This window comes from Streptomyces sp. NBC_00250, from assembly GCF_036192275.1.
In the GTDB taxonomy this organism is placed as follows: Bacteria; Actinomycetota; Actinomycetes; order Streptomycetales; family Streptomycetaceae; genus Streptomyces.
In genome coordinates this window covers 6,740,589-6,762,213 of the sequence record NZ_CP108088.1, presented here as the reverse complement: position 1 = coordinate 6,762,213, position 21,625 = coordinate 6,740,589, and the positions used below count along the sequence as shown (strand labels likewise).

19 protein-coding genes and 1 pseudogene are annotated in these 21,625 nt (G+C 73.0%); 10 read left to right on the top strand and 10 right to left on the bottom strand.

Annotation, left to right across the window (positions count from 1 at the left end; translation table 11 throughout):
• Positions 1-47 precede the first annotated feature (47 nt).
• On the top strand, positions 48-950 hold the full coding sequence (locus tag OG259_RS30610) for a tyrosine-protein phosphatase (protein WP_328945190.1): 903 nt from the start codon (positions 48-50) through the stop codon (positions 948-950).
• Here the strand turns inward: OG259_RS30610 and OG259_RS30605 are convergent.
• The 5 genes from OG259_RS30605 to OG259_RS30585 form a co-directional block, all read right to left on the bottom strand.
• Positions 875-2,608 (bottom strand): DEAD/DEAH box helicase, encoded by a 1,734-nt coding sequence (locus OG259_RS30605; RefSeq protein WP_328945189.1) that lies wholly within the window; start codon positions 2,606-2,608, stop codon positions 875-877. The genes OG259_RS30610 and OG259_RS30605 overlap by 76 nt on opposite strands.
• 442 nt (positions 2,609-3,050) lie before the next feature.
• The gene (locus OG259_RS30600) at positions 3,051-4,208 is read right to left on the bottom strand and encodes an acetyl-CoA C-acetyltransferase (RefSeq protein ID WP_328945188.1); all 1,158 of its coding nucleotides are present in this window, start codon (positions 4,206-4,208) and stop codon (positions 3,051-3,053) included.
• A gap of 60 nt (positions 4,209-4,268) precedes the next feature.
• On the bottom strand, positions 4,269-4,889 hold the full coding sequence (locus OG259_RS30595; RefSeq protein WP_266890733.1) for a TetR/AcrR family transcriptional regulator: 621 nt from the start codon (positions 4,887-4,889) through the stop codon (positions 4,269-4,271).
• Positions 4,890-4,904: 15 nt separating this feature from the next.
• Positions 4,905-5,696 (bottom strand): SDR family oxidoreductase, encoded by a 792-nt coding sequence (locus OG259_RS30590; protein WP_328945187.1) that lies wholly within the window; start codon positions 5,694-5,696, stop codon positions 4,905-4,907.
• Positions 5,693-6,841 (bottom strand): acyl-CoA dehydrogenase family protein, encoded by a 1,149-nt coding sequence (locus OG259_RS30585; RefSeq protein WP_328945186.1) that lies wholly within the window; start codon positions 6,839-6,841, stop codon positions 5,693-5,695. Before OG259_RS30585 ends, OG259_RS30590 begins: the two co-directional genes overlap by 4 nt.
• A 57-nt stretch (positions 6,842-6,898) precedes the next feature.
• Here OG259_RS30585 and OG259_RS30580 point away from each other — a divergent pair, with 57 nt between their 5' ends.
• Positions 6,899-8,044 (top strand): acyl-CoA dehydrogenase family protein, encoded by a 1,146-nt coding sequence (locus OG259_RS30580; RefSeq protein ID WP_328945185.1) that lies wholly within the window; start codon positions 6,899-6,901, stop codon positions 8,042-8,044.
• On the top strand, positions 8,044-9,048 hold the full coding sequence (locus OG259_RS30575; RefSeq protein ID WP_328945184.1) for an acyl-CoA dehydrogenase family protein: 1,005 nt from the start codon (positions 8,044-8,046) through the stop codon (positions 9,046-9,048). Before OG259_RS30580 ends, OG259_RS30575 begins: the two co-directional genes overlap by 1 nt.
• Here the strand turns inward: OG259_RS30575 and OG259_RS30570 are convergent.
• The 3 genes and pseudogenes from OG259_RS30570 to OG259_RS30560 all read right to left on the bottom strand — a co-directional run bounded on the left by OG259_RS30570 (position 9,043) and on the right by OG259_RS30560 (position 10,431).
• Complete coding sequence (locus tag OG259_RS30570; RefSeq protein WP_328945183.1) at positions 9,043-9,558, bottom strand: pyridoxamine 5'-phosphate oxidase family protein; 516 nt, start codon at positions 9,556-9,558, stop codon at positions 9,043-9,045. The two genes, OG259_RS30575 and OG259_RS30570, sit on opposite strands and share 6 nt — an antisense overlap.
• Before the next feature lie 82 nt (positions 9,559-9,640).
• Positions 9,641-10,012, bottom strand: a pseudogene (locus tag OG259_RS30565) (VOC family protein); the annotation flags it as partial.
• Positions 10,013-10,017: 5 nt separating this feature from the next.
• Positions 10,018-10,431, bottom strand: coding sequence for a MerR family transcriptional regulator (locus OG259_RS30560; RefSeq protein ID WP_328945182.1), 414 nt, complete (start codon positions 10,429-10,431; stop codon positions 10,018-10,020).
• 68 nt (positions 10,432-10,499) lie between these two features.
• Between OG259_RS30560 and OG259_RS30555 the strand changes: the two genes are divergently transcribed.
• Entirely contained in the window at positions 10,500-11,405 is a 906-nt protein-coding gene (locus OG259_RS30555; protein WP_328945181.1) for an aldo/keto reductase, read from the top strand.
• Here the strand turns inward: OG259_RS30555 and OG259_RS30550 are convergent.
• Entirely contained in the window at positions 11,400-12,119 is a 720-nt protein-coding gene (locus OG259_RS30550; protein WP_328945180.1) for a VWA domain-containing protein, read from the bottom strand. The two genes, OG259_RS30555 and OG259_RS30550, sit on opposite strands and share 6 nt — an antisense overlap.
• Complete coding sequence (locus tag OG259_RS30545; RefSeq protein WP_328945179.1) at positions 12,110-12,703, bottom strand: PadR family transcriptional regulator; 594 nt, start codon at positions 12,701-12,703, stop codon at positions 12,110-12,112. Before OG259_RS30545 ends, OG259_RS30550 begins: the two co-directional genes overlap by 10 nt.
• A gap of 96 nt (positions 12,704-12,799) precedes the next feature.
• Between OG259_RS30545 and OG259_RS30540 the strand changes: the two genes are divergently transcribed.
• The 6 genes from OG259_RS30540 (at position 12,800) to OG259_RS30515 (ending at position 21,538) form a co-directional block, all read left to right on the top strand.
• Positions 12,800-13,927: an LLM class flavin-dependent oxidoreductase gene (locus OG259_RS30540; RefSeq protein WP_328945178.1), complete on the top strand. Its 1,128-nt coding sequence runs from the start codon at positions 12,800-12,802 to the stop codon at positions 13,925-13,927.
• On the top strand, positions 13,924-14,646 hold the full coding sequence (locus OG259_RS30535) for an SDR family NAD(P)-dependent oxidoreductase (protein ID WP_328945177.1): 723 nt from the start codon (positions 13,924-13,926) through the stop codon (positions 14,644-14,646). Before OG259_RS30540 ends, OG259_RS30535 begins: the two co-directional genes overlap by 4 nt.
• Entirely contained in the window at positions 14,643-15,530 is an 888-nt protein-coding gene (locus tag OG259_RS30530) for an alpha/beta hydrolase (protein WP_328945176.1), read from the top strand. Before OG259_RS30535 ends, OG259_RS30530 begins: the two co-directional genes overlap by 4 nt.
• Positions 15,531-15,621: 91 nt before the next feature.
• A complete protein-coding gene (locus tag OG259_RS30525) occupies positions 15,622-20,760 on the top strand; it encodes an HD domain-containing protein (RefSeq protein WP_328945175.1) in 5,139 nt (1,712 codons plus the stop codon).
• Positions 20,757-21,086 (top strand): hypothetical protein, encoded by a 330-nt coding sequence (locus tag OG259_RS30520; protein ID WP_328945174.1) that lies wholly within the window; start codon positions 20,757-20,759, stop codon positions 21,084-21,086. The genes OG259_RS30525 and OG259_RS30520 overlap by 4 nt, the downstream gene beginning before the upstream one ends.
• A complete protein-coding gene (locus tag OG259_RS30515; RefSeq protein WP_328945173.1) occupies positions 21,083-21,538 on the top strand; it encodes a hypothetical protein in 456 nt (151 codons plus the stop codon). Before OG259_RS30520 ends, OG259_RS30515 begins: the two co-directional genes overlap by 4 nt.
• The last annotated feature ends 87 nt before the right edge of the window (positions 21,539-21,625 follow it).

The following is a 21,625-nucleotide window of genomic DNA, read 5'->3' as shown; positions in this document are numbered from 1 at the left end:
CCGCACCGCCCACCCTCAACACCCTTGAGCCGCAAAGGAGTCCGGCCGTGCACCTGTCTCGACGCGCGCTGCTCACCGCCACCGGCGCCACCACCCTGCTCACCGCCCTGCCCACGGAGGCGATCGCCCGCCCCCGGTCCGCGCAGGCGCCCCCGATCCGGCAGATCCCGCTCCAGGGCGCAGTCAACGTCCGTGACCTCGGCGGCTACCCCACGTACGACGGGAGCCGGGTCCGGTACGGCCTCGCCTACCGGGGCGACCACCTCGCCAAACTGACCGACGCCGACCTGACCACGCTCGCCGGGCTGGGCCTCGGCACCGTGGTCGACCTGCGGATCCCCCTGGAGGTCGGCTACGACGGTGCCGACCGGCTCCCGGCCGGTGCCGTCCCGGTCCCCCGGCCCGTCACCGACAACGGTCTGTTCGGGCAGCTGCTCAGCGCGATCGGCTCGCGCGACCCCGTACGGCAGGAGGAGATGCTGGGCGGCGGACGGGCCGCCGCGTTCATGCGCGAGGTGTACCGGACGTTCGTCACCGACGCCGCGAACCGGGCCGCCTTCGCGGCGACCCTGCGGGACCTGGCCGATCCCCGCCGGGGGCCGCTGCTCCTGCACTGCACCTCGGGCAAGGACCGCACCGGCTGGACCGGGTGGCTGCTGCTCACGCTCCTCGGCGTGCCCGACACCCTCGCGCGCTCGGACTACCTGGCCTCCAACACCTTCCGCGCCGCGTCCGACGCACGGGTGCGGGAGGGATTGAAAAAGGCCGGGCTCATGCAGAACCCGGCCCTGATCATTCCGCTCCAGGAGGTGCGGGCGGAGTACCTCGACACCGCCCTGGAGCAGCTGCGCTCCTCGTACGGGAGCGTGTTCCGTTACGTGTCGGACGGCCTCGGCCTGGAGTTCCGCGAGCTGCTGGCGCTGCGCGAACGGCTGGTGCCCGGGGCCTGACGCCCCCCGGTGCGACCGGCACCGGCGCCCGCGGCGGCACCGCGACCGCCGCCCGTGCCGGAGCCGGCGCCCCGGCCACCGCCGGACGCGCGGCCCGCGCCGCCGGCGGAAGCGGCGGTGCGACCGGCGGAACCGGCGCTGCGGCCCGAGGAGCCCGCGGCGCGGCCCGAGGCCGTGCCCGCGGCTCCGGAACGACCCGAGCCCGTGCCCGTACCGGCCGTGCCTCCGGCCGGGGCGGGACGGCGACGCCGGCCGGAGGAACGGCCACCGCCGGCACCGGAGCCGGCCGGCTTGCGCGGCTGGGTCGGCTGCGGGGTCTCGACGACGACCGGGACGCCCGAGGGCTCCCGCGCGCCGGTCAGCTCGACCAGCTGCTCGTCGCTGGACTTGATCTGCGCCGTGCGGGGGCTGATGCCCGCGTTCGACATCAGACGGCCCATGTCGCGCTTCTGCTCGGGCAGGACCAGGGTGAAGACGCTGCCGGACTCACCGGCGCGGGCGGTGCGGCCGCCGCGGTGCAGGTAGTCCTTGTGGTCCATCGGCGGGTCGACGTTGACGACCATGTCGAGGTCGTCGACGTGGATGCCGCGCGCGGCCACGTTCGTGGCGACGAGCGTGGTGACCTGACCGCTCTTGAACTGGTCCAGGGTCCGGTTCCGCTGCGGCTGCGAGCGGCCGCCGTGCAGTCCGGAGGCCCGTACGCCGTTGGCGAGGAGCCGCTTGACCAGCCGGTCCACGGACCGCTTGGTGTCCAGGAAGAGGATCGTCCGCCCGTCGCGGGCCGCGATGCGCAGCGTGACGGCCTTCTTGTCGGTCTCGTCGGCCACGTACAGGACGTGGTGCTCCATGGTGGTGACCGCGCCGGCCGACGGGTCGACCGAGTGCACGACCGGGTCGTCGAGGAACATCTTGACCAGCCGGTCGATGTTCCGGTCGAGGGTGGCCGAGAACAGCAGTCGCTGCCCGCCCGGCTCGACCTGCTTCAGCAGCTTCGTGACCTGCGGCAGGAAGCCCATGTCGGCCATCTGGTCGGCCTCGTCGAGGACGGTGACGGCGACCTGGTCGAGGCGGCAGTCGCCGCGGTCGATGAGGTCGTGGAGCCGACCGGGCGTGGCGATGAGGATCTCGGCGCCGCGCCGCAGCGCGGAGGACTGCCGGCTGATCGACATGCCGCCGACGACCGTGGTGATGCGCAGCCGCAGCGCGGAGGCGTACGGCGTGAGCGCGTCGGTCACCTGCTGGGCGAGCTCGCGCGTGGGCACCAGGACGAGCGCGAGCGGCGCGCCGGGCTCGGCGCGGCGGCCGGCCGAACGGGCCAGGATCGCGAGGCCGAAGGCGAGGGTCTTGCCGGAGCCGGTACGCCCCCGGCCGAGCACGTCGCGGCCGGCCAGCGAGTTCGGGAGGGTCGCGGCCTGGATCGGGAACGGCTCCGTGACGCCCTGCTCACCCAGAGTCCGCAGCAGGCCCTCGGGCATGTCGAGGTCGGCGAAGGCGGCCACCGCGGGAAGCGCGGGCGTCACCGTCTCCGGCGGCGTGAACTCGCTCGGCGGCGGGGGCGCGGAGGGGCGGCGCCCCCCACGGGAGGCCTTCGGCTGTGACGTGGACTTCGCCTGGGCGGTGCGGGGGCTGCGCTTGTGGGGGCGTTCGGAGCGGGTCATGCGTGCCTTTCTGGCCGGTGCTCGCGGCACAGCCAGGGCCCGCACCTGCACGGTGCGGGCCCCGGCTGCTCTACCCGGAACACGCGATACGGGCCCCGGCTGTTTCCCGGAACGCGCGAAACGAGCCCCGGATGTCTCTACCGGAACAATAGTGCGCCCCGGGACCTTCCCGCCCCGCCCGATCGATCCCCGGACGGATCAGACCAGCCCAGCGCGGTGTGACGTGGGCGACCTCACAGCCCGGCGGTGATCGACACGGCCTTCACGTCGCCGACGGTCACAGCCCCTCGATGATCGTGACGTTCGCCTGGCCGCCGCCCTCGCACATGGGCCCCTCCCCCATCGGCCACCCTCGCACCACTCGGCCCCAGGGGGCCTCCCGGGCTTCGGGCGGCTGCGCCTGCCTCCGGCAGGACGGTCCCGACGCCCCGCCGCGGCCCGGTCACAGCCTCTCGATGATCGTGACGTTCGCCTGGCCGCCGCCCTCGCACATGGTCTGGAGGCCGTAGCGGCCTCCGGTGCGTTCCAGTTCGTGGAGGAGGGTCGTCATCAGTTTCGCGCCGGTCGCGCCGAGGGGGTGGCCCAGGGCGATCGCGCCGCCGTTGACGTTGACGCGGGCGGGGTCGGCGCCGGTCTCCTTGAGCCAGGCCAGGACGACGGGCGCGAAGGCCTCGTTGATCTCGACGAGGTCGATGTCGTCGATGGTCAGGCCGGTCTTCTTGAGGGCGTGGGCGGTCGCGGGTATCGGCGCGGACAGCATCCGGATCGGGTCCTCGCCGCGCGCCGAGAGGTGGTGGACGCGGGCCCGGGGGGTGAGCCCGTGCTCCCGTACGGCCCGCTCGCTCGCGAGGAGCAGCGCCGCGGCCCCGTCGGAGACCTGGGAGGAGCAGGCGGCGGTGATGGTGCCGCCCTCGACGACCGGCCGGAGCCCGGCCATCTTCTCCGCGCTGGTGTCGCGGCGCGGTCCCTCGTCGACGGTGACCTCGCCGTACGCCACGGTCTCCCGCGCGAAGCGGCCCTCGTCGATCGCCCGTAGCGCCCGCTCGTGCGAGCGGAGGGCGAATTCCTCCTGGTCACGGCGGGTGATCCGCCACTTCTCGGCGATCAGTTCGGCGCCGTGGAACTGGTTGACGGGAGCGTCGCCGTACCGGGCGCGCCAGCCCTCGCTGCCGTGGAAGGGCCCGCCGGTGAGCCCGAGGGGTTCGGCGGCCTGCCGGGAGGCGAAGGCGATGGGGATCATCGACATGTTCTGGACGCCGCCCGCGACGACCAGGTCCTGGGTGCCGGACATCACCGCCTGGGCGGCGAAGTGGACGGCCTGCTGGGACGAGCCGCACTGGCGGTCGACGGTCACTCCGGGGACCTCCTCGGGGAGGCCCGCGGCCAGCCATGCCGTACGGGCGATGTCGCCGGCCTGCGGCCCGACGGTGTCGAGGCAGCCGAGGACGACGTCCTCGACGGCGGCCGGGTCGATCCCGGAGCGGGCGACGAGCGCCTTCAGGGCGTGGGCGCCGAGGTCCGCCGGGTGGACGGACGAGAGTCCGCCCCCTCGGCGCCCCACGGGTGTGCGGACCGCTTCGACGATGTAGGCCTCGGGCATGGCGTCTCCTCCGATGGGTCGGGTGGGAGGTGCGGCGCCGGTGCCGGGGCCGTGCCTCCGCTACGTACGTACGGCGATGCCGTCCAGGACCATCGACAGGTACTGGCGGGCGATCTCCTCGGGGCTGTGCAGGCCGCCCGGCCGGTACCAGGACGCGGCGACCCAGACGGTGTCGCGGACGAACCGGTAGGTGAGGCGGACGTCGAGGTCGGCGCGGAAGACCCCGGCGGCGACCCCGCGCTCCAGGGTGCCGAGCCAGGCCTTCTCGAACTTGCGCTGCGAGTCGGCGAGGTAGTGGAAGCGGGGCTGGTCGGTGAGGTGCCGGGACTCCTTCTGGTAGATGGCGACGGCGGCGCGGTGCCGGTCGATCTCGCGGAAGGACTCGGTGACGAGGGCCTCGATGGTCTCGCGGGGCCCGAGTCCGGCGTCGAGGACGGCGTCGTACCCCTGCCACAGCTCGTCGAGGAAGGTCGAGAGGATCTCGTCGAGCATCGACTCCTTGGAGTCGAAGTGGTAGTAGAGGCTGCCGGCGAGCATCCCGGCGGCGTCCGCGATCTTGCGGACGGTGGTGGCGTTGTACCCCTGGGCGGCGAACACCTCGGCCGCCGTGTCGAGGAGTTCACGGCGCCGCTCGGGCCCGCCGCTCACCGGGGTCTTCTTCTTGCTTGCAGTGTTCGGCACAGGTCCATTCTGGTCCTACGCGTGCTGGCTGCTGACGGAGACCGTCTCGCCGGTCATGTAGGAGGAGTAGTCGCCGGCGAGGAAGACGATGACGTTGGCGATCTCCCAGGGCTCGGCGTACCGCCCGAAGGCCTCGCGCGCGGTCAGCTCGTCGAGGAGTTCGGTGGTGGTGACCTTCGCCAGGTGGGGGTGCATGGCGAGGGACGGGGAGACGGCGTTGACGCGGACGCCGTACGCGGCGGCCTCGACGGCCGCGCAGCGGGTGAGGGCCATGACGCCGGCCTTGGCGGCGGCGTAGTGGGCCTGTCCGGCCTGGGCGCGCCAGCCGACGACGGAGGCGTTGTTGACGACGACGCCGCCGGTGCCCGAGTCGCGGAAGCGGCGCAGCGCGGCGCGGGTGCAGCGGAAGGTGCCGCCGAGGGTGACGTCGAGGACCTTGTTCCACTGTTCGTCGGTCATGTCGGCGAGGTCGGCGGTGCCGCCGAGGCCGGCGTTGTTGACGAGGATGTCCAGGCGTCCGTGGAGCCGTACGGCGGTGTCGTACAGGGCCTGGACCTGGGTCTCGTCGGTGACGTCGCAGGGCTGGGAGGCGACGGAGTCCGCGCCGAACTCGGCGGCGAGGGCGGTCTCGGTCTCCTTGAGGCGCCGGGTGTGGGCGTCGCTGACGAGCACGCGAGCGCCCTCTTCGAGGAAGCGGCGGGCGGTGGCGCCGCCGATCCCGGCTCCGGCGGCTGCGGTGATCACGGCGGTCCGCCCGGCGAGGAGTCCGTGCCCCTTCACATAGGGCGGCGCTGGGGTACGGGTCATGGGCGCGGCTCCTTCGGGAGGCCGAGCACCCGCTCGGCGATGATGTTCCGCTGGATCTCGCTGGACCCGGCGTAGACGGTGTCGGCGCGGGAGAAGAGGAACAGCCGCTGCCAGTCGTCGAGTTCGTACGGGGCTCCGGCGGCGAGCGTGGCGGCGGGGCCGCAGACCTCCAGGGCGAGTTCGCCGAGGTCGCGGTGCCAGTGGGACCAGTACAGCTTGGCGGCGGAGGGGTCGGTGCCGCGCAGGGCGCCGGCGCGCAGGGCTTCGAGGCCGGCCCAGGCGCGGGTGAGGCGGTCGCGGATGTCGGGGTCGGCGGCGGCGCCGTTGCGGCGGGCGAGGGCGACGAGGGCGTCGAGTTCGCGGCGGAAGCCGACCTGCTGGCCGAGGGTGGAGACGCCGCGTTCGTAGCCGAGGGTGGCCATGGCGATCCGCCAGCCGTCGCCGGGCGCGCCGACGACGTTCGCCGCGTCCGTCGTGGCCCCGTCGAAGAAGACCTCGTTGAACTCGCTGGTGCCGGTGAGCTGGACGATGGGCCGGATCTCGACGCCGGGCCGGTCGAGGGGGACGAGGAGGTAGGAGAGTCCGGCGTGGCGCCGGGACCCCGGTTCCGGGCGCGGCTCCGTGCGGGCGAGGACGAAGCACCACTGGGACTCGTGGGCGAGGGAGGTCCAGATCTTCTGCCCGTTCACCACCCACCGGCCGTCCTGGAGGGTCGCGCGGGTGCGGACGGCGGCGAGGTCGGAGCCTGCGCCGGGTTCGCTGTAGCCCTGGCACCAGAGTTCCTCGACGGCGCGGATCGGGGGCAGGAAGCGGGCCTTCTGTTCCTCGGTGCCGTGGTCGATGAGGGTGGGGCCGAGGAGCTGTTCGCCGATGTGGTTGACGCGGGCGGGGGCGTCGGCGAGGGCGTACTCCTCGTGGAAGGCGATCTGTTCCTCGATGCTCGCGCCGCGCCCGCCGTACTCCTTCGGCCAGCCGACACAGGTCCAGCCGTGGGCGGCCAAGTGGCGCTCCCAGGCGAGGCGTTCGGCGAAGGCCTCGTGTTCGCGGCCGGGTCCGCCGCGCCCCTTGAGAGTGGCGAAGGAGCCGCTGAGGTGGGTCTTCAGCCAGCCCCGTATCTCGGCCCGGAACTCCTCGACGCTGCTCATGGCCGTACGTTAACCTACCAAACACTTGTTAGGGAACGGGTGAGGGCGGGGTGGCCGATGGATCTCTCGTACACACGGACCGAGGAGGCCTTCCGGGCCGACGCGCGGGAGTGGCTGCGCGACCACGTCCCCGCCGCGCCGCTGCCCTCCCTGGAGACGGGTGAGGGCTTCGCGGCCCACCGCGCCTGGGAGGCCGAACTGGCCGCCGGCCGCTGGTCGGTGGTCTCCTGGCCCGAGGAGTACGGGGGCCGGGGCGTCGACCTGGCCCGCTGGCTGGTCTTCGAGGAGGAGTACTGGGCGGCGGGGGCTCCCGGCCGGGTCTCGCAGAACGGCGTCCAGCTCCTCGCGCCCACCCTCTTCGACCACGGTACGGAGGAGCAGCGGGCCCGGATCCTGCCGTCGATGGCGACCGGGGAGACGATCTGGGCACAGGCCTGGTCCGAGCCCGAGGCCGGCTCCGACCTGGCGTCCCTGACCTCCCGCGCGGTCCGCACGGACGGCGGCTGGCTGCTCTCCGGGCAGAAGACCTGGTCCTCCCGGGCCGCCTTCGCCGACCGGGCCTTCGGCATCTTCCGCAGCGACCCGACGGCGGACCGCCCGCACCGGGGCCTCACGTATCTGATGTTCGACCTGCGTGCGCCGGGGGTGACCGTCCGGCCGATCGGCAGGCTCGACGGGAAGCCCGCCTTCGCGGAACTCTTCCTCGACGGGGTCTTCGTCCCCGACGAGGACGTGATCGGGGAGCCGGGCCAGGGCTGGCGCATCGCGATGTCCACGACGGGCAACGAGCGGGGCCTGATGCTCCGCTCCCCCGGCCGCTTCCTCGCCGCCGCCGACCGGCTCGTACGGCTCTGGCGGGCGGAGGGCGACCGGGCCGACCCGGCGCTGCGGGACCGGGTGGCGGACGCGGTGATCGGGGCACGGGCGTACCAGCTGTTCACGGCGGGCGCGGCGGCCCGGCTGGCGGCGGGGGCGCCGTCGGGGGCCGAGTCCAGCCTCAACAAGGTCTTCTGGTCGGAGTACGACCTGGCCCTGCACGAGACGGCCCTGGACCTCCTGGGCCCGGACGGCGAACTCGCGGACGGCGCGTGGGCGGAGGGGTACGTCTTCTCCCTCGCGGGCCCCCTCTACGCGGGCACCAACGAGATCCAGCGCGACATCATCGCCGAGCGGCTGCTCGGCCTCCCGAAGGGCCGCCGCTGATGACGTTCCTGCCGACCGACGAACAACGCGCCTTCGCCCGCTCCCTGGACGCGATGCTCACCGCCGCGGACACCCCGTCGGCGGTACGGGCCTGGGCGGGCGACGACCCCGGCCCGGGGCGGGCGCTGTGGGGTCGGCTCGCGGAGGCGGGGGTGTGCGCGCTCGCGGTCCCGGAGGAGTACGAGGGCATGGGCCACCTCCCGATCGAACTCGCCCACGCCTTCGTGGAGTTGGGGCGGCACGCGGTGCCGGGCCCGGTGGTGGAGACGGTGGCGACGGCGGTACTCCTCGGGGAACTGGCGCGCCTGGGCGAGCCGGGCCCGGCGACGCGACTGCTTCCGGCCCTGTCGGCCGGCGAGCGGACGGCGACGCTGGCGATCGCCGGGACGGAGGCCGTACGGCACGCCGTCCCGTACGCCCTGGACGCCGACCGGGCCGACGTGGTGCTCGTCGTACGGGGTGAGGAACTGTGGCGCGCGCCCGGTCACGGCCCCGTCCGGGTCTCCGCCGACCCCGCGCGGCGCCTGGCCCGCCCGGCACCCGGCGGGGAGCTGCTCGCCGAGGGCCCGGCGGTGGCCGCGGCGGCCGCGCGGGCCGGCCGCTGGGCGATGCTGGCGACGGCGGCGCAGTCGCTGGGCGTGGGCCTGGCGCTGCTCGACCGGACGGTCGCGTACGCCCGCCAACGCACCCAGTTCGGCACCCCGATCGGCGCGTTCCAGGCGGTCAAACACCGGCTGGCGGACACGCTGCTCGCCCTGGAGTTCGCGCGGCCGCTGCTGTTCGGGGCGGCGGTGACGATGACGTCGGGGGACCTCGCGGCGGCCAAGGTGACGACGGGCGAGGCGGGGTACACGGCGGCCCGCACGGCCCTCCAGGTGCACGGCGCCGTCGGCTACACGGAGGAACTGGACCTGTCGCTCTGGCTCCGCAAGGCCCGCCCCCTGAGGGATGCCTGGGGCGACCCGGCCACCTGCCGGGCGGCCGTCCTCACCGCGCGCTCATGACTCCTGCCGGGGCGGGCTCTCGTCGTTGCCCCGCCGGAGGGTCCGGGCCGGGCGTCCGGCGGACCAGGTGCGGATCACGAGTTCGTCGCCGTCCACCCAGGTCCGCACGACCTCGGTCGGGTCGACCCGGAAGAGGTGGAACGGCTGGGGTTCGTCCGCGTCGGCCACGTACCGGGCGACGGTCTCGGGGTCGGTGACCTCGACCGCCCGCCCCGAGACACGGACGTCCCCGCCGCCCATGTCGGTGCCGGCGCCCAGGTTGGCGAGGAGGGTGAGCCGTGGGTCGCGGCGCAGGTCACGGGCCTTGCGGGAGCCGGGCATCATGCCGAGCCAGAGTTCGCCGAAGCGGAAGCCCACCTCGATGCCGCTGAGCCGGGGCGAGCCGTCCTCGCGCACGGTGGCGAGGGCATGGTGGGTGTACTGCCCGAAGCGCTCGCGCACGGTCGCGGCGAACTCGGGTTCGGCGGCCTCGAAGGCCGACCAGGTGGTTCCGGTTCCGATGTCTCCCATGGATCCAGGAAACACCGGATACCCGACATCCACTGTCCGGATTACTCCGTACGTCTCAGGCCCGGAACCAGGATCAGGAGGTGGCGGCGCGCTCCGCCGCGCTGCGCTCGACGCAGAACTCGTTGCCCTCCGGGTCGCCCAGGGTCGCCCAGCCGGTGCCGTCCGGGTTCCGGCGGTCGTCGAGGAGGGTCGCGCCGAGGCCGAGCAGCCGCTCGATCTCCTCGTCGCGGGTGCGGTCCTGCGGCTGGAGGTCGAGGTGGATGCGGTTCTTGACCGCCTTCGCCTCGGGGACCTGGATGAAGAGGAGGCCGGCCCCGGGCGTCTCGACGAGCGCCTCCTCGTCACCCGGCTGATCCTCGTCGGAGAGCTTGGAGTCCAGGACCTTCGCCCAGAACGTAGCGAGGGCGTAGGCGTCGGCGCAGTCAATGGTCACGTGTCGTACCAGAGAAGTCATGGGCGTCATGATCGCCCACCGCCGCGACCGCGGGCCACCGGATTCCCCCTCGCTCGGTCGGCGGTGGCGAGTTCTCTCCCCTCGGTCGCCGCCACGAGCGCGGCGAGGGAGGAACGGGCGCCCTGGAGGTCGTGGATCTGCTCGTCGATCGCGTCGAGCCGGGCGACCAGCATCGGGCTGAGACAGGGCTCGATCTCCGCCTCGCTGCCGCAGACGCAGTCGAGGACCTCGGCGATGACCCGGGTCGGCAGTCCGGCACCGAGCAGGGCCCGGATCCGGCGCACGACGGCGGGGGCGTCGGGGCCGTACACCCGCTGCCCGCCGGGGGTGCGCTCCGAGGCGAGGAGGCCCTGCTCCTCGTAGTAGCGGAGCAGCCGGACGCTCACCGCGGTCTCACGCGCCAGCTCACCGATCTTCATGTGACCCCCCTCACATTCGCCCGTGCGTGCTTGAACCTCACATCCGTGTGAGCTCCTACGGTCCGAGCATGACGAACGACACGAACTCCTCGGACACGACGATATTCCACCTCGGCGGCGACCTCCCGGTCCGGCGGGTCGGCTACGGCACGATGCGACTCGCCGACGGCCCCGGCGACCCGAGCGGCCCGGAGGCCCGCATCTGGACGGCTCCGGCCGACCGGGCGGCGGCGGTCGCGCTGCTGCGGACGGCCGCCGAGGCGGGCGTGACCCTCTTCGACACGGCCGACGCATACGCCCTCGGGGCCGGGGAGGAGCTGCTCGCCGAGGCCCTGCGCCCGTACGGCGAGGGGGTCGCCGTGGCCACCAAGGTCGGCGTGGTCCGTCCGTCCCCCACCGAGTGGGTGCCGCTCGGTCACCCCGCCTATCTGCGCCAGCAGGCCGAGCTGAGCCTGCGCCGGCTGCGCACCGAGCGGATCGACCTGCTCCATCTGCACCGTATCGACGAGAACTTCCCGGTCGCCGAGCAGATCGGCGCCCTGCGGCAGCTCCAGGAGGAGGGCAAGGTCCGGCACATCGGTCTCTCGGAGGTGACGGTCGCCCAGCTGACGGAGGCCGAGGCGGTCGCGCCGATCGCGGCCGTGCAGAACCTCTACAACCTGGCGAACCGCGACCACGAGGCCGTCATGGAGCACACCGCCGGACGCGGGATCGCGTTCGTCCCCTTCTTCCCGGTCGCCATGGGCGGACACGCGGCCCCGGACGGACCGGTCGCCCGGGTCGCCCGCGAGATCGGCGCCACCCCGTCGCAGACGGCCCTGGCCTGGCTGCTGCACCGGGCCCCGCACATCCTCCCGATCCCGGGCACCACCTCGGCCGCGCATCTCGTGGAGAACCTGGGCGCGCTCGACGTCGCCCTCACCGAGGAGCAGTTCGCCCGGCTCGACGAGGAGGCGGGAGAAGCCGCCTCATGACCGGACGACGCCCTGCCGTCGCGCCGCCGCGAGCCAGACGGGGAACTCGGAGACGAGCCTGTCGTACAGCTCCGCGTCCGGAATCCTGCTCGGGTCCTGACCCGCGTGGAAGAACCCGGAGTTGTCGACGGGCCGCCTCGCCGGCACGTCCAGCTCGTCGAGGCGGCGCAGGAACTCGAACTGCCGGCTGCTCGGGTCGCCGAAACCGATGAACTGCCAGAAGATCGGCAGCCGGGCCGCCTTGCACACGTACCGCTCGGCCGCGAGCTTGTTGATCGGCCCGCCGTCGGTCTGGAAGACGACGAGCGCCGGCGCGGTGGATCCGCTGTCGAGGTAGTGGTCGATGACGGCGTCCATGGCGAGGTGGTAGCTGGTCTTGCCCATGTGGCCGAGCCCGGCGACGATCCGGTCGATCCTCCCGACGTGGTCGTCGAGCCGGATGTCGGTCTCGGCGTCGATGTCCGTGGAGAAGAAGACGACGGGCACCCGCCCGTCGTCGTCGAGCTGTGCGGAGAGCCCCAGCACCCGGTCGGCCAGGGCCTGGACCGCGCCGCTGTCGTAGTACGGCTTCATCGACCCGGAGTAGTCGACGACGAGGTAGACGGCGACGCGCTGCCCGTCGATCCCGTGCCGTCGGAGCGACTCGCCCGCCTGCCGGTAGAGACTCACCAGCGCGGGCGCGGCCTCCTCGACCTTCCGCAGGCTCAGTGCCATGGCTTCTCTCCCTCCGGAGGCTCCAGCCGTTCGATGTCCGCGAGCATGGCGTCGGCCAGGTCGCGCTCGGCGGCGTAGTACCGCTCGGCCCACCTGAGGGTGAGCCGGGGGTACGCCCAGGCCTCGTCCGCCGAGGCGTCCGCCGCGTCGGCCTCGGCGCGCAGCCGCATGCCCTCGGCGTACGCGCGGTGCTCGGCCAGGACCTCCCGTGTCCGCTCGGGTTCGAGGAGATGGCCGAGCCAGAGCCGGAGCATCGGCCCGTGCTTGAGGACCGGTGGGTCGACGGGGGCCGCTCCGGCCCAGACGCGGACGGCGGCGAGGCCCTCGTCGGTGATCCGGTAGACGCGTTTGTCGCGCGACCCGGCCTCCGGGGCGACCAGGCGCGAGTCGGCGTATCCGGCCTTCTCCAGGCGCTTGAGCTCGCTGTAGATCTGGCTGAAGGACGGGCTCCAGTAGAAGAGCCCCAGGGACCGGTCCGACCATTTCTTGAGGTCGTAGCCGGACAACTCCCGCCCGAAGGAGAGCAGTCCGAGTACGGCCCAGCTCGTCGCCGGAAGCGCCGGCACGGTCTCTTCGTCCGCCACGGTCGGCAGTCTACGGCCCTTCCCTCCCCCACTTATGCCTGCTAGAAGTATTTCGATTAGGCATATCCGCCGTATCTTCTCCGGGAGGAGCGCCCCGTGAAGTTCTCCATGATCTTCGAAGCACAGCTCGTCGACCCCACCCCCGCCCGCGAACACCGCGTCATCCACGACTGCGTCGAACAGGCCGTCCTCGCCGAGGAGATGGGCTTCGACCGGATCTGGGCGGTCGAACACCACTCCCTCACCCAGTACGCCCACATGAGCGCGTCCGAGATCTTCCTGACCTGGGTCGCCGCCCGCACCCGGACCATCCGCGTCGGCCACGGCGTGGTCACCATGCCCTTCGGCTACCAGCACCCCGTCCGGGTCGCCGAGCGCGCCGCCATGCTCGACGTGCTCTCCGGCGGCCGGGTCGACATCGGCGCCGGACGGGGCGCGACCCGCCAGGAGATGCGGATGTTCGGAGTGCGCCCGGAGGACACCCGGCCGCAGACGGAGGAGGCCCTGCGGATCTTCGCCGCCGCCTGGCGCGAGCCGGAGTTCGAGTGGCACGGCTCCCTCGACATCGGCCCCGGCGCGGTCCTGCCCCGCCCCGTCCAGCGCCCGCACCCACCGCTCTTCATGGCCTGCTCGCAGCACGAGTCGCTCCGGCAGGCCGCCGAACTCGGCATCGGCGCCCTGGTGATGGGGTTCGCGGGCGCCGACGACGTCCGCGCGATGCGCACGGTGTACGACGAGGCCGTCGCCGCACGGGACGGATCGCGGTTCGTCTCCACCGAGGTCAACGACCACTTCTCCGCCCTGTGCCCGACGATCGTCCTGGACGACGCCGACCGCGCCCTCCGGCTCGGCACCCGAGGGCAGCGCTTCTTCGCCGAGTCGATCGCCCACTGGTACGGCGGCGCCCCCGCGCCCACCGGCTACGCGGAGGACGAGGACCACGCCGGCGCCCTCGCCCGCGAACGGGACGAGCTGATCGCCCGGCTGCACGAGGCGAACGTCCCCGCCCGGCCGGTCGACACCGGCACCTACAACACCGACCACGCGTACGGGGACGCCGCCACGGCCATCGCGTACGTCGAACGTCTCCGTGAGATCGGCGTCGACGAGGTGATGTGCCTGATCCAGATGGGAACCGTGCCGCAGGAGGTCTGTCTGGAGACCATCCGCCAGTGGGGCACGAAGGTCATCCCGCACTTCCGGGCCCTGGACGCCGCCGCGTGAGCGCCCTGGACGGCAAGGCCGTGATCGTGACCGGCGCGGCCCGCGGCCAGGGCGCCGCCGGGGCGCGGCTCCTGGTGGCGGCCGGGGCACGGGTGGTCCTCACCGACGTACGGGAGGAGGAGGGCCGGTCGGTGGCGGCGGACCTCGGCGGGGCGGCCGTCTTCGTCCGCCACGACGTGACGTCGGCGGACGACTGGCGGACGGTGACGGACACGGCGGTCACCACGTACGGCGGGATCGACGGACTGGTCAACAACGCGGCCCTGTGGCGTACGGCGCCGATCGGGTCGGAGACGTACGAGAACTTCGAACTCCTCCTCAGGGTCAACCTGTTGGGACCGTTCCTCGGCATCCAGGCGGTGCTTCCCGCGCTCCGCGAGGCGGGCGGCGGCTCGATCGTGAACGTGTCGTCGACGGCGGGCCGCGTCGGAGTCCCCGGCCACGCGGCGTACGGGGCGGGCAAGTTCGGCCTGCGCGGCCTCAGCCGCTCGGCGGCACGCGACCTCGCCCCGTACGGCGTCCGCGTCAACTCGGTCCACCCGGGTGCCGTCGACACCCCCATGACGGCGGCGGTCGCGGACCGGGACTGGGCGCACGTACCGCTCGGTCGGATGGGCCGCCCGGAGGAGATCGGGGAGCTGGTCGCCTTCCTGCTCTCGGAGGCGTCCTCGTACGTGACGGGCGCCGAGTTCACGGTGGACGGAGGTCTCACGGCATGACGACCGACCCTCTGCGCACCGACCCCCTCACTCCGGCCGCCCGCGCGCTCTGCGACGCGATGTCGGCCGGCTTCCCCCGCCCGGAGGCGGGCGCGGAAGCCCTGCGGGCGGCGGCCCGGGCACACCTGGGCGAGATCCCACCGGCGCTGTCCGCCTCGGCGAACGGCGTTCCCGTACGCCTCTACGAGGGACGAGGGGACCCGGTCGTCGTCTTCGCCCACGGCGGCGGCTGGGTCCTGGGCGACCTGGACACCCACGACCGGACGTGCCGCGCGCTCGCCTCCCGTACCGGCGCGACCGTCGTCTCCGTCGACTACCGGCGCGCGCCCGAACACCGTTTCCCGGCAGCCGAGGACGATGTGTGTACCGCCCTGGGCTGGGTGGCCGACCGCTGTCCGGGACGGCCACTCGTCGTGGCGGGCGACTCCAGCGGCGGGAACCTGGCCGCGGCGGCGGCCCTGCGCGCCCGCGACGGGGCCGGCCCGGCGCTCGCGGGCCAGCTCCTTGTCCACCCGGCCCTGGACCACCGCCTGGAGGGACGGTCGGCGCGCGACTTCGCGGAGGGCTACTTCCACACGACGGCCCACATGCGCTGGTACTGGCGGCAGTACGTGGGCCCGGACGGCGACCCGGCCGCCGCCTCGCCGGGCCTGGCGGCCGACGTCACCGGACTGCCCCCGGCGCTCCTCGTCCTCGCCGACTGCGACCCACTGCGCGACGAGGGCCTCGCCCACGCCCGCCGCCTCTCCGCCGCGGGCGTCCCGACCGAGGTCCACCTCCACACCGGCATGTTCCACGGCTTCCTCGGCGGGGCGGGCCTGCTGCCGGAGGCGGACGCCGCACTGGACGGGGCGGCGGCCTGGCTGAGGAACTGCGGAAGGTAGCGCCCCGAGTCCCCCAACGCCCCGCGGTCCGGCCGCCCCTTCTGGGATCATCGACGTCCAGGGGTGCCACACAGGGGAGTTGGGGGTACGGGTGAGCTCGACGACGGACGCGGCCGAGGAGACGGGCACCGGCAGGCGACGGGCGCTGCTCATCGGTGTGGGCAGGACCCCGTTCCTGGAACGGGACGAGGTCCTCGCCCGGCGCTTCAAACCGCTCGACTTCGTCGACCGCGACATCGAGATGGTCCGCGCCGCCCTCGTCGAGTCCGACTACGAGGTCGACGCCCTCCACCCCGGCCACCCCGACCCGGAACGGCAGGACCCGGACGCCGGATCGATCGTGGTGGCCGTGGAGAAGTTCCTGCTCTCCTGCGAGGCGGGGGACACCGCCTTCCTCTACTTCTCCTGCCACGGGGTGACCGTCGGCGAGCGCGAGTATCTGCTCACCTCCGCCGCCCAGGCCCGGGCCAACGGCTCCCTGATCTCGCACACGATCCTGGAGGTCAGCCCCGAGGTCCTCCTCGGTCCCGTGCCCGAGGGCGTCACGGTCGTCGTCTGTCTCGACACCTGCCGTACCGACGACTCGCGCTCACCCGCAGACTTCCACGAGACGCCCCTGACGACTTCCGCCTACCGCGACGTGGCCTGGCTGCACGCGAGCGGCCCCGGACAGCCGGCCTATGCCGACCCCCAGAAGGGCAGCTACTTCGGGATCGCCCTGTCCCAGGCCCTGTCGCGCACCAGCCCCCCGAAGACCTTCAAGGAGGTCCACTCCTACGTCCAGGGGCGGGTGGGCCACCTCACCGCCCACCTCCCGGGCCCTTCGCCGACGGTCGACTCCCGGTGTGCGAAGGACCTTGAGGACCGGCTGGTCCTCTGCCGGGGCTCCCGGCAGACCGAGCGCTGGGCCAGAGCGGTCACCACATCCGTCCTCTGGAACCACACCTCGCACGGGCCCGAGGTGCACCAGCGGGTCAAGGACCGGCTCGAAGACCTGGCGCGCGAGGTCGCGAAGAGCCGGCTCGGCACGGACTCGGCCCTCACCAGCCCCTGGAGCGATCCGGAGTACCCGATCCGGGTCGTGGAGCGTCTCGGCCGTCTCGTCGAGACCGCCGGCCTCACCGGCAACGAACGCCTCTCCCCCGCCGAGACCGCCGCCCTGCTCGCCGCTCCCCTCATGCACGAGGGCGTCGTCGCCGTGGCGCTGAGCGAGCTGGCGTGGCTGCGTCCCGACCGACTGGACAAGCGGGAGGAGGGCGGCCGGGGCGAGGAGCCCGACGAGGGTCATCAGCGGCAGGTGTGCGACGAGGCGGCCGACCTGTGCCAGGCCCACTCGGGAGTGCACCACGTGACCGAGTCGCTGCGGCAGCGGAAGCTGACCGATGCCGCCACCGCCGCCGACCACTGGCTGCGCCACCGGTTCATCGCCGACTGGGACCGGCTGTGGGACCGCACCGACGACTACCCGGCCGTGAACGGCCTTCTCGACAGGGTGGTCGGGGCCGTCTCGGCGGGCGCCGAAGACATGTCCGGCGCGCAGCTCTCCGAGGTGGACCGGCACGTCCGCCGGGTCCTTCCGCACATGACGGTCCCTCCGGGGTCCAGCCCGCGCATCGACGCCTCCGCCAACCCCAGTTGGAGCCGGCTCGAACGCCCCGTACCCGGCAACATCTGGCGCGCCTGGGAGCTCGCCTACCTCCTGTGGCTGGCGGCGCTGCTCGCCGCCGACCCCCGCCGTATGTCCAGCGTGCTCGTCGACCACCTCGGCGCACGTCGGCCCCTCACCCCGGCAACCGTGGTGACCGCGCTCGCGGGCTGCGGCTGGGAGGCGCTCGACCGTGACGGGTCGACGGATTACGTACTCCGCCTCACCTGCCCGCATCCCGCGCTGCACGCGGCACTCGAAGAGCTGGCGGCGACCGCCGACGCCTCCGTGCGGGCCCTTCACCGACGCTGGCACGCCGACGGGCACACCGCGCCGGATCTCCTCCGGGGCGTTCCCCGGAAGGTGACCAGCGAGTTGCTGAAGCCGACGGATCAGAGCTACACGGTGCCCCTGGAGCGCTTCCGGCTCGCGGAGGACGAGATCCGGCCGCTGCTCATGGGCACCCAGTTGTACGGCGACCGGACGCTCGCGGTGCGGGAGCTGTACCAGAACGCACTCGACGCCTGTCGGCATCGGCGGCAGCGCGCCGAGTACGGCGACAGGCGGAAGCGGTTCAACGGCCCCGACCGTGAGCCCGAGATCCACTTCCTCCAGGCGTACGACGGGGACCGTCCGTACATCGAGTGCCGCGACGAGGGCTCCGGGATGAGCCGCGAGAAGCTCACCTCCATGTTCGCCCGCGCGGGCAAGCGGTACACGCAGGACCCGGACTACGTGCAGGAGCGGCGCAACTGGCGGCGGGTCGGCATGACGCCGATCCCCCTCAACAGCCGTTTCGGCATCGGGGTGTTCAGCTACTTCATGCTGGCCGACGAGGTCACCGTCCACACGGAGGCGATCGACGAGTACGGCAACCCGTCCCGCACGGCAGTCCCGCTCCGGGCCACCGTCCAGTCGGGCTCCGGTCTGCTCCAGATCGGCCCGACGGACAGCCCGCCGGGGCGAGGGGGCACCGTGGTGCGGCTCTACCTCAACCACGAGGGCGACGAGGAGGACCCGCCGTCGGTGGTGACGACGCTGCGGCGCCTGCTGTGGGTGAGCGACTTCCGGGTGACCGCGGTGGAACTGGGCCCGGACGGAGAGGAGATCCGCTCGGACGCCTGGGACCCGGGTGTCCTTCACGCCTCGGGGGCCCGCACCACGGAGTGGCACGGGCCGGCCGTGAAGGCGGGCGACGAGAGCTGGATCGTCCAGGGACCCGGGCAGCTGCTGCTCGACGGCATCGTCGTGGAGCGCGCTCCCGAGGTCTTCGGGTATGTCTTCAACCTCCGGGAGAAGCACCGTCCGGAGCCGAGCGTCAACCGGAACTCACTGGTCTCGTACGACTCCCTGGCGGTGCGGAAGGAGCTGCTCGCCGCGGTACCGGTCGCGGCAGGCGTGCTCGACGAGGTCCTCCTGCCGTGGCTCTGGGAGCTGGCGAGCGAGGAGCCGCAGCTCGTCGTCCGGCTCTTCGACCATCTGCCGCCCGGAGCGACCGGACTCCTCGACTCGGAGGCCGTCGACTACCGGCTCCCCGCCACTCGCCTGCCACTGCGCCGCACGGGCGTCCTCGGAATGGACTTCAGCCAGATGCGGCAGTGGACGGGCCGCGAGCCCAGGCCGAGCTCCGAGCGGGCCGAGGCGAAGATTCTCAGACGGTGGCGGCTGACCGCGCTGGGGGCGTCGTCGATCGGCGAGCCCGCGTTCGCGCCCGACCGCTACCCGGTGCCGATCGGTCTGGACGCACTCCTGGTGTCCTCCCGACTGTTCGACGGCGGCCGGTGGACGGTCCCCCTGGATGCCGCCCTACGCGCCGGCATCCCGCTGGCCGCGAGTGTCCGGGCGTTGCGCCGGTACGCGATCGCCGGCGCCCATGTCCCGGCCGCGCGGAGCATCGCGGACCTGCGCGCGGTGGGCGCACCCAGCCAGAGGATGGCGGATCTCTGCCAGGCCTACGAGGTGGCCGCACTGGCGGCGGCCGCCGAGCCGCCCACCGCCGCTCACGTGCCCCTGCTGACCGTGGCCACCCGCCACGGCGTGCCCCCGTCCCGCTTTCTGCCGGATCTGGACATCCTTCGGCGCCTCGGCGTCGAGATCCCCGATCCGGGTGTCCTCTCCGACGTCGACCTGACGGCGAAGCCTCTTGAGGCCGAATCCGCCATCCTCGAATTCTCCGGAGAACCCTGGCGGAAGGTCCACCCCGTCGATCTGCTGCGGTGCGCGCCGCTGCCCGCGCAGCGACGCCGACTGGCCGAGCGGATCACGGCCCTGGAGCCGCTGGGCCTCTCCCACACCGAAACGGTGCGCGAGGAGACCCTCGACCACCCCGCGCTGACTCCCTTCGAGCGGAGGCTGATGTCGCGCGACATCGACGACCTGCACCCATGGCTCCCCGCCGGTCGTCTGACCGTGCAGCAGCTCATGGACCGCAGCAACAGCATGAGCCGGACGCTCGGCGAGGTGGCTCGGGACGTGGCCCGGCTCGCGCCGGCCACCGGGGTGTCCGCTCCGGAGGTGCCCGAGGAGTGCCAGGACTGGGTCCCGCCGCGCTGGGTGGTGGGGGCGGCACGCTCCACCACGCCGACGTCCGGGACCGGGGCCACGCACCCCAGTTGGCGTCTGCTCAGCAACGCGCACCATGCCGAGCGCCGCCCTTCGCCGGAAGAACTGCGGCGGGAGCTCGTCCTCCTGGACACGTGGGGTTGCCTGGCCGATCCCGTCGACGCACTGGTGGAGGAGTTCGAGCACCTCTCACCCGCCCTCGTCGGCCTGCTCGACCACGGACTCAGCGACTGGTCCGGCGATGTGGACCGGTGGGGGTTCGATGCCGGCGTCCTCCGCATCCCCCTCTTCCTGAAGTTGGCGGCCACGAACCACACCACCCTGGGCGAAACCATCCTCGACCTGATGCGGAACAAGGGCGCCCGCCGGATTCCGCTCCTGATCCCCGTCGCCCCTGAGGGGGCCTCCTTCCTGACACCCGTACACGCCCATCTGACTCACCTGCTCCACAGAACCGAGCACGGCGAGTCCTTCCGCGAGCACCTGGCGATCCAGGACCTCCTCTCGCTCGCCATGACCCGCCGCGGCGGTACCCTCAGGGACGCCGCCACCGTCCTCGACGCCTACCGCTTCCTCGGCGGCCCTGCGGCCCCCGGCCCGATCACCGACGCCCTCGCCGACCTCGAACCCAACGACTTCGACCTCGCCGCCTTCGATCCGAGCCTCCTCGGCCCCGGAAACCTCGGCCCCCTCGAACTCGTCCTCGTGGCGGGCCGGTTCGGCTGGACGCTCGGGGAGACGTACGACCGTTACGCCCCCTTCGCGAGCCTCGGCCTCAGGGTCTCCACGCCCGAACCCCAGGGCGGCGAACGGGACATCGTCCCCGGCTGGCGTGACGTCATCGTCCTCACCGCACAGTTGACCGGCCGTTCGCCCGCCGTCGCGGGAACCGTCACCGACGAGCACGTCGTTCTCTGTGCCGAGGAGACGGAGCAGTCCGAGGACGGCGTCCGTGACAGCCTCCGCAGCTACGCCCGACTGTTCTCGCTCGTCGTTCCCACCCCCGGAGGACCACAGGTATGAGTCCCATCAGCACGTGGCGGCGCAAGCCGTTTCCCCTCACCGACCCCCGCACCGACTTCGTCTGGGAGGTGTGGACCGACGGCGACGGCGTGCAGGCCACCGGCCCATGTCCTGAGTGCCGGTGCACGACCAGGAACGTCATCACGGAAACCCAGTTCGCCGCCAAGGGCCCCTCCAGGCAACTGAGAGAGTTCGTGGCCTCCGCCGAGCCGGCGTACGCCGCGTGCGAGTGCACGACCTGGCACCTGCAGCGGCCCGACGGGTACACGTCCGGTTGCGGAGCCTCGTTCTACATCGCGTTCCCGGCCCACGGGCTCCCCCTGTGAGCGGCTTCTCCGAGGACGAACTCTGGAACGCCAACCTGCGGGTACGGGCGATGGCGAGCCCGCCCGAGCGGCTGCGGGCGGCGCTCCAGCAGGCCGAGGGGTACCGGAACTTCCTCACCACGCTCACCGGGCTGCTCACCGTGATCTTCGTGCTCAAGGGTCAGGAGAACCTGAGCAAGATGACCACCGGCCCGAGGTGGTGGGTGATCGGGCTGCTCGCAGGAGCGTTCGTGCTCCTCCTGGCGGCCTCGTGGATGCTGGTCTCGGCCGTGCACGAGCGTCCGGGCAAGGAGATCCTCACGGACGCGAAGTACTTGCTGAATTACGAGAAGAAACGGGCCGAAAGCGTCCGGCGGATGACCGGCTGGGCCCGCTGGATGGGTCTCGTCGGCGTGCTCGCCGTGTCGGCCGCCTCGCTGGTCACCTGGATCTTCCCGGGCCCGACCGCCTGATCCCCGGCACGCGACCCGACGCGCATCGGCGCCCCTCCAGTCGTCCGGTCGGGGACATTCGGGGGGCGCCGCGCTCAGTTCCGTACG

Coding starts and splice junctions, on each gene's coding strand:
- OG259_RS30530 (WP_328945176.1), top strand. CDS start 14,643: ATGACGACCGACCCTCTGCGCACCGACCCCCTCACTCCGGCCGCCCGC.
- OG259_RS30590 (WP_328945187.1), bottom strand. CDS start 5,696: ATGACCCGTACCCCAGCGCCGCCCTATGTGAAGGGGCACGGACTCCTC.
- OG259_RS30560 (WP_328945182.1), bottom strand. CDS start 10,431: ATGAAGATCGGTGAGCTGGCGCGTGAGACCGCGGTGAGCGTCCGGCTG.
- OG259_RS30605 (WP_328945189.1), bottom strand. CDS start 2,608: ATGACCCGCTCCGAACGCCCCCACAAGCGCAGCCCCCGCACCGCCCAG.
- OG259_RS30580 (WP_328945185.1), top strand. CDS start 6,899: ATGGATCTCTCGTACACACGGACCGAGGAGGCCTTCCGGGCCGACGCG.
- OG259_RS30555 (WP_328945181.1), top strand. CDS start 10,500: ATGACGAACGACACGAACTCCTCGGACACGACGATATTCCACCTCGGC.
- OG259_RS30570 (WP_328945183.1), bottom strand. CDS start 9,558: ATGGGAGACATCGGAACCGGAACCACCTGGTCGGCCTTCGAGGCCGCC.
- OG259_RS30520 (WP_328945174.1), top strand. CDS start 20,757: ATGAGTCCCATCAGCACGTGGCGGCGCAAGCCGTTTCCCCTCACCGAC.
- OG259_RS30600 (WP_328945188.1), bottom strand. CDS start 4,208: ATGCCCGAGGCCTACATCGTCGAAGCGGTCCGCACACCCGTGGGGCGC.
- OG259_RS30575 (WP_328945184.1), top strand. CDS start 8,044: ATGACGTTCCTGCCGACCGACGAACAACGCGCCTTCGCCCGCTCCCTG.
- OG259_RS30550 (WP_328945180.1), bottom strand. CDS start 12,119: ATGGCACTGAGCCTGCGGAAGGTCGAGGAGGCCGCGCCCGCGCTGGTG.
- OG259_RS30585 (WP_328945186.1), bottom strand. CDS start 6,841: ATGAGCAGCGTCGAGGAGTTCCGGGCCGAGATACGGGGCTGGCTGAAG.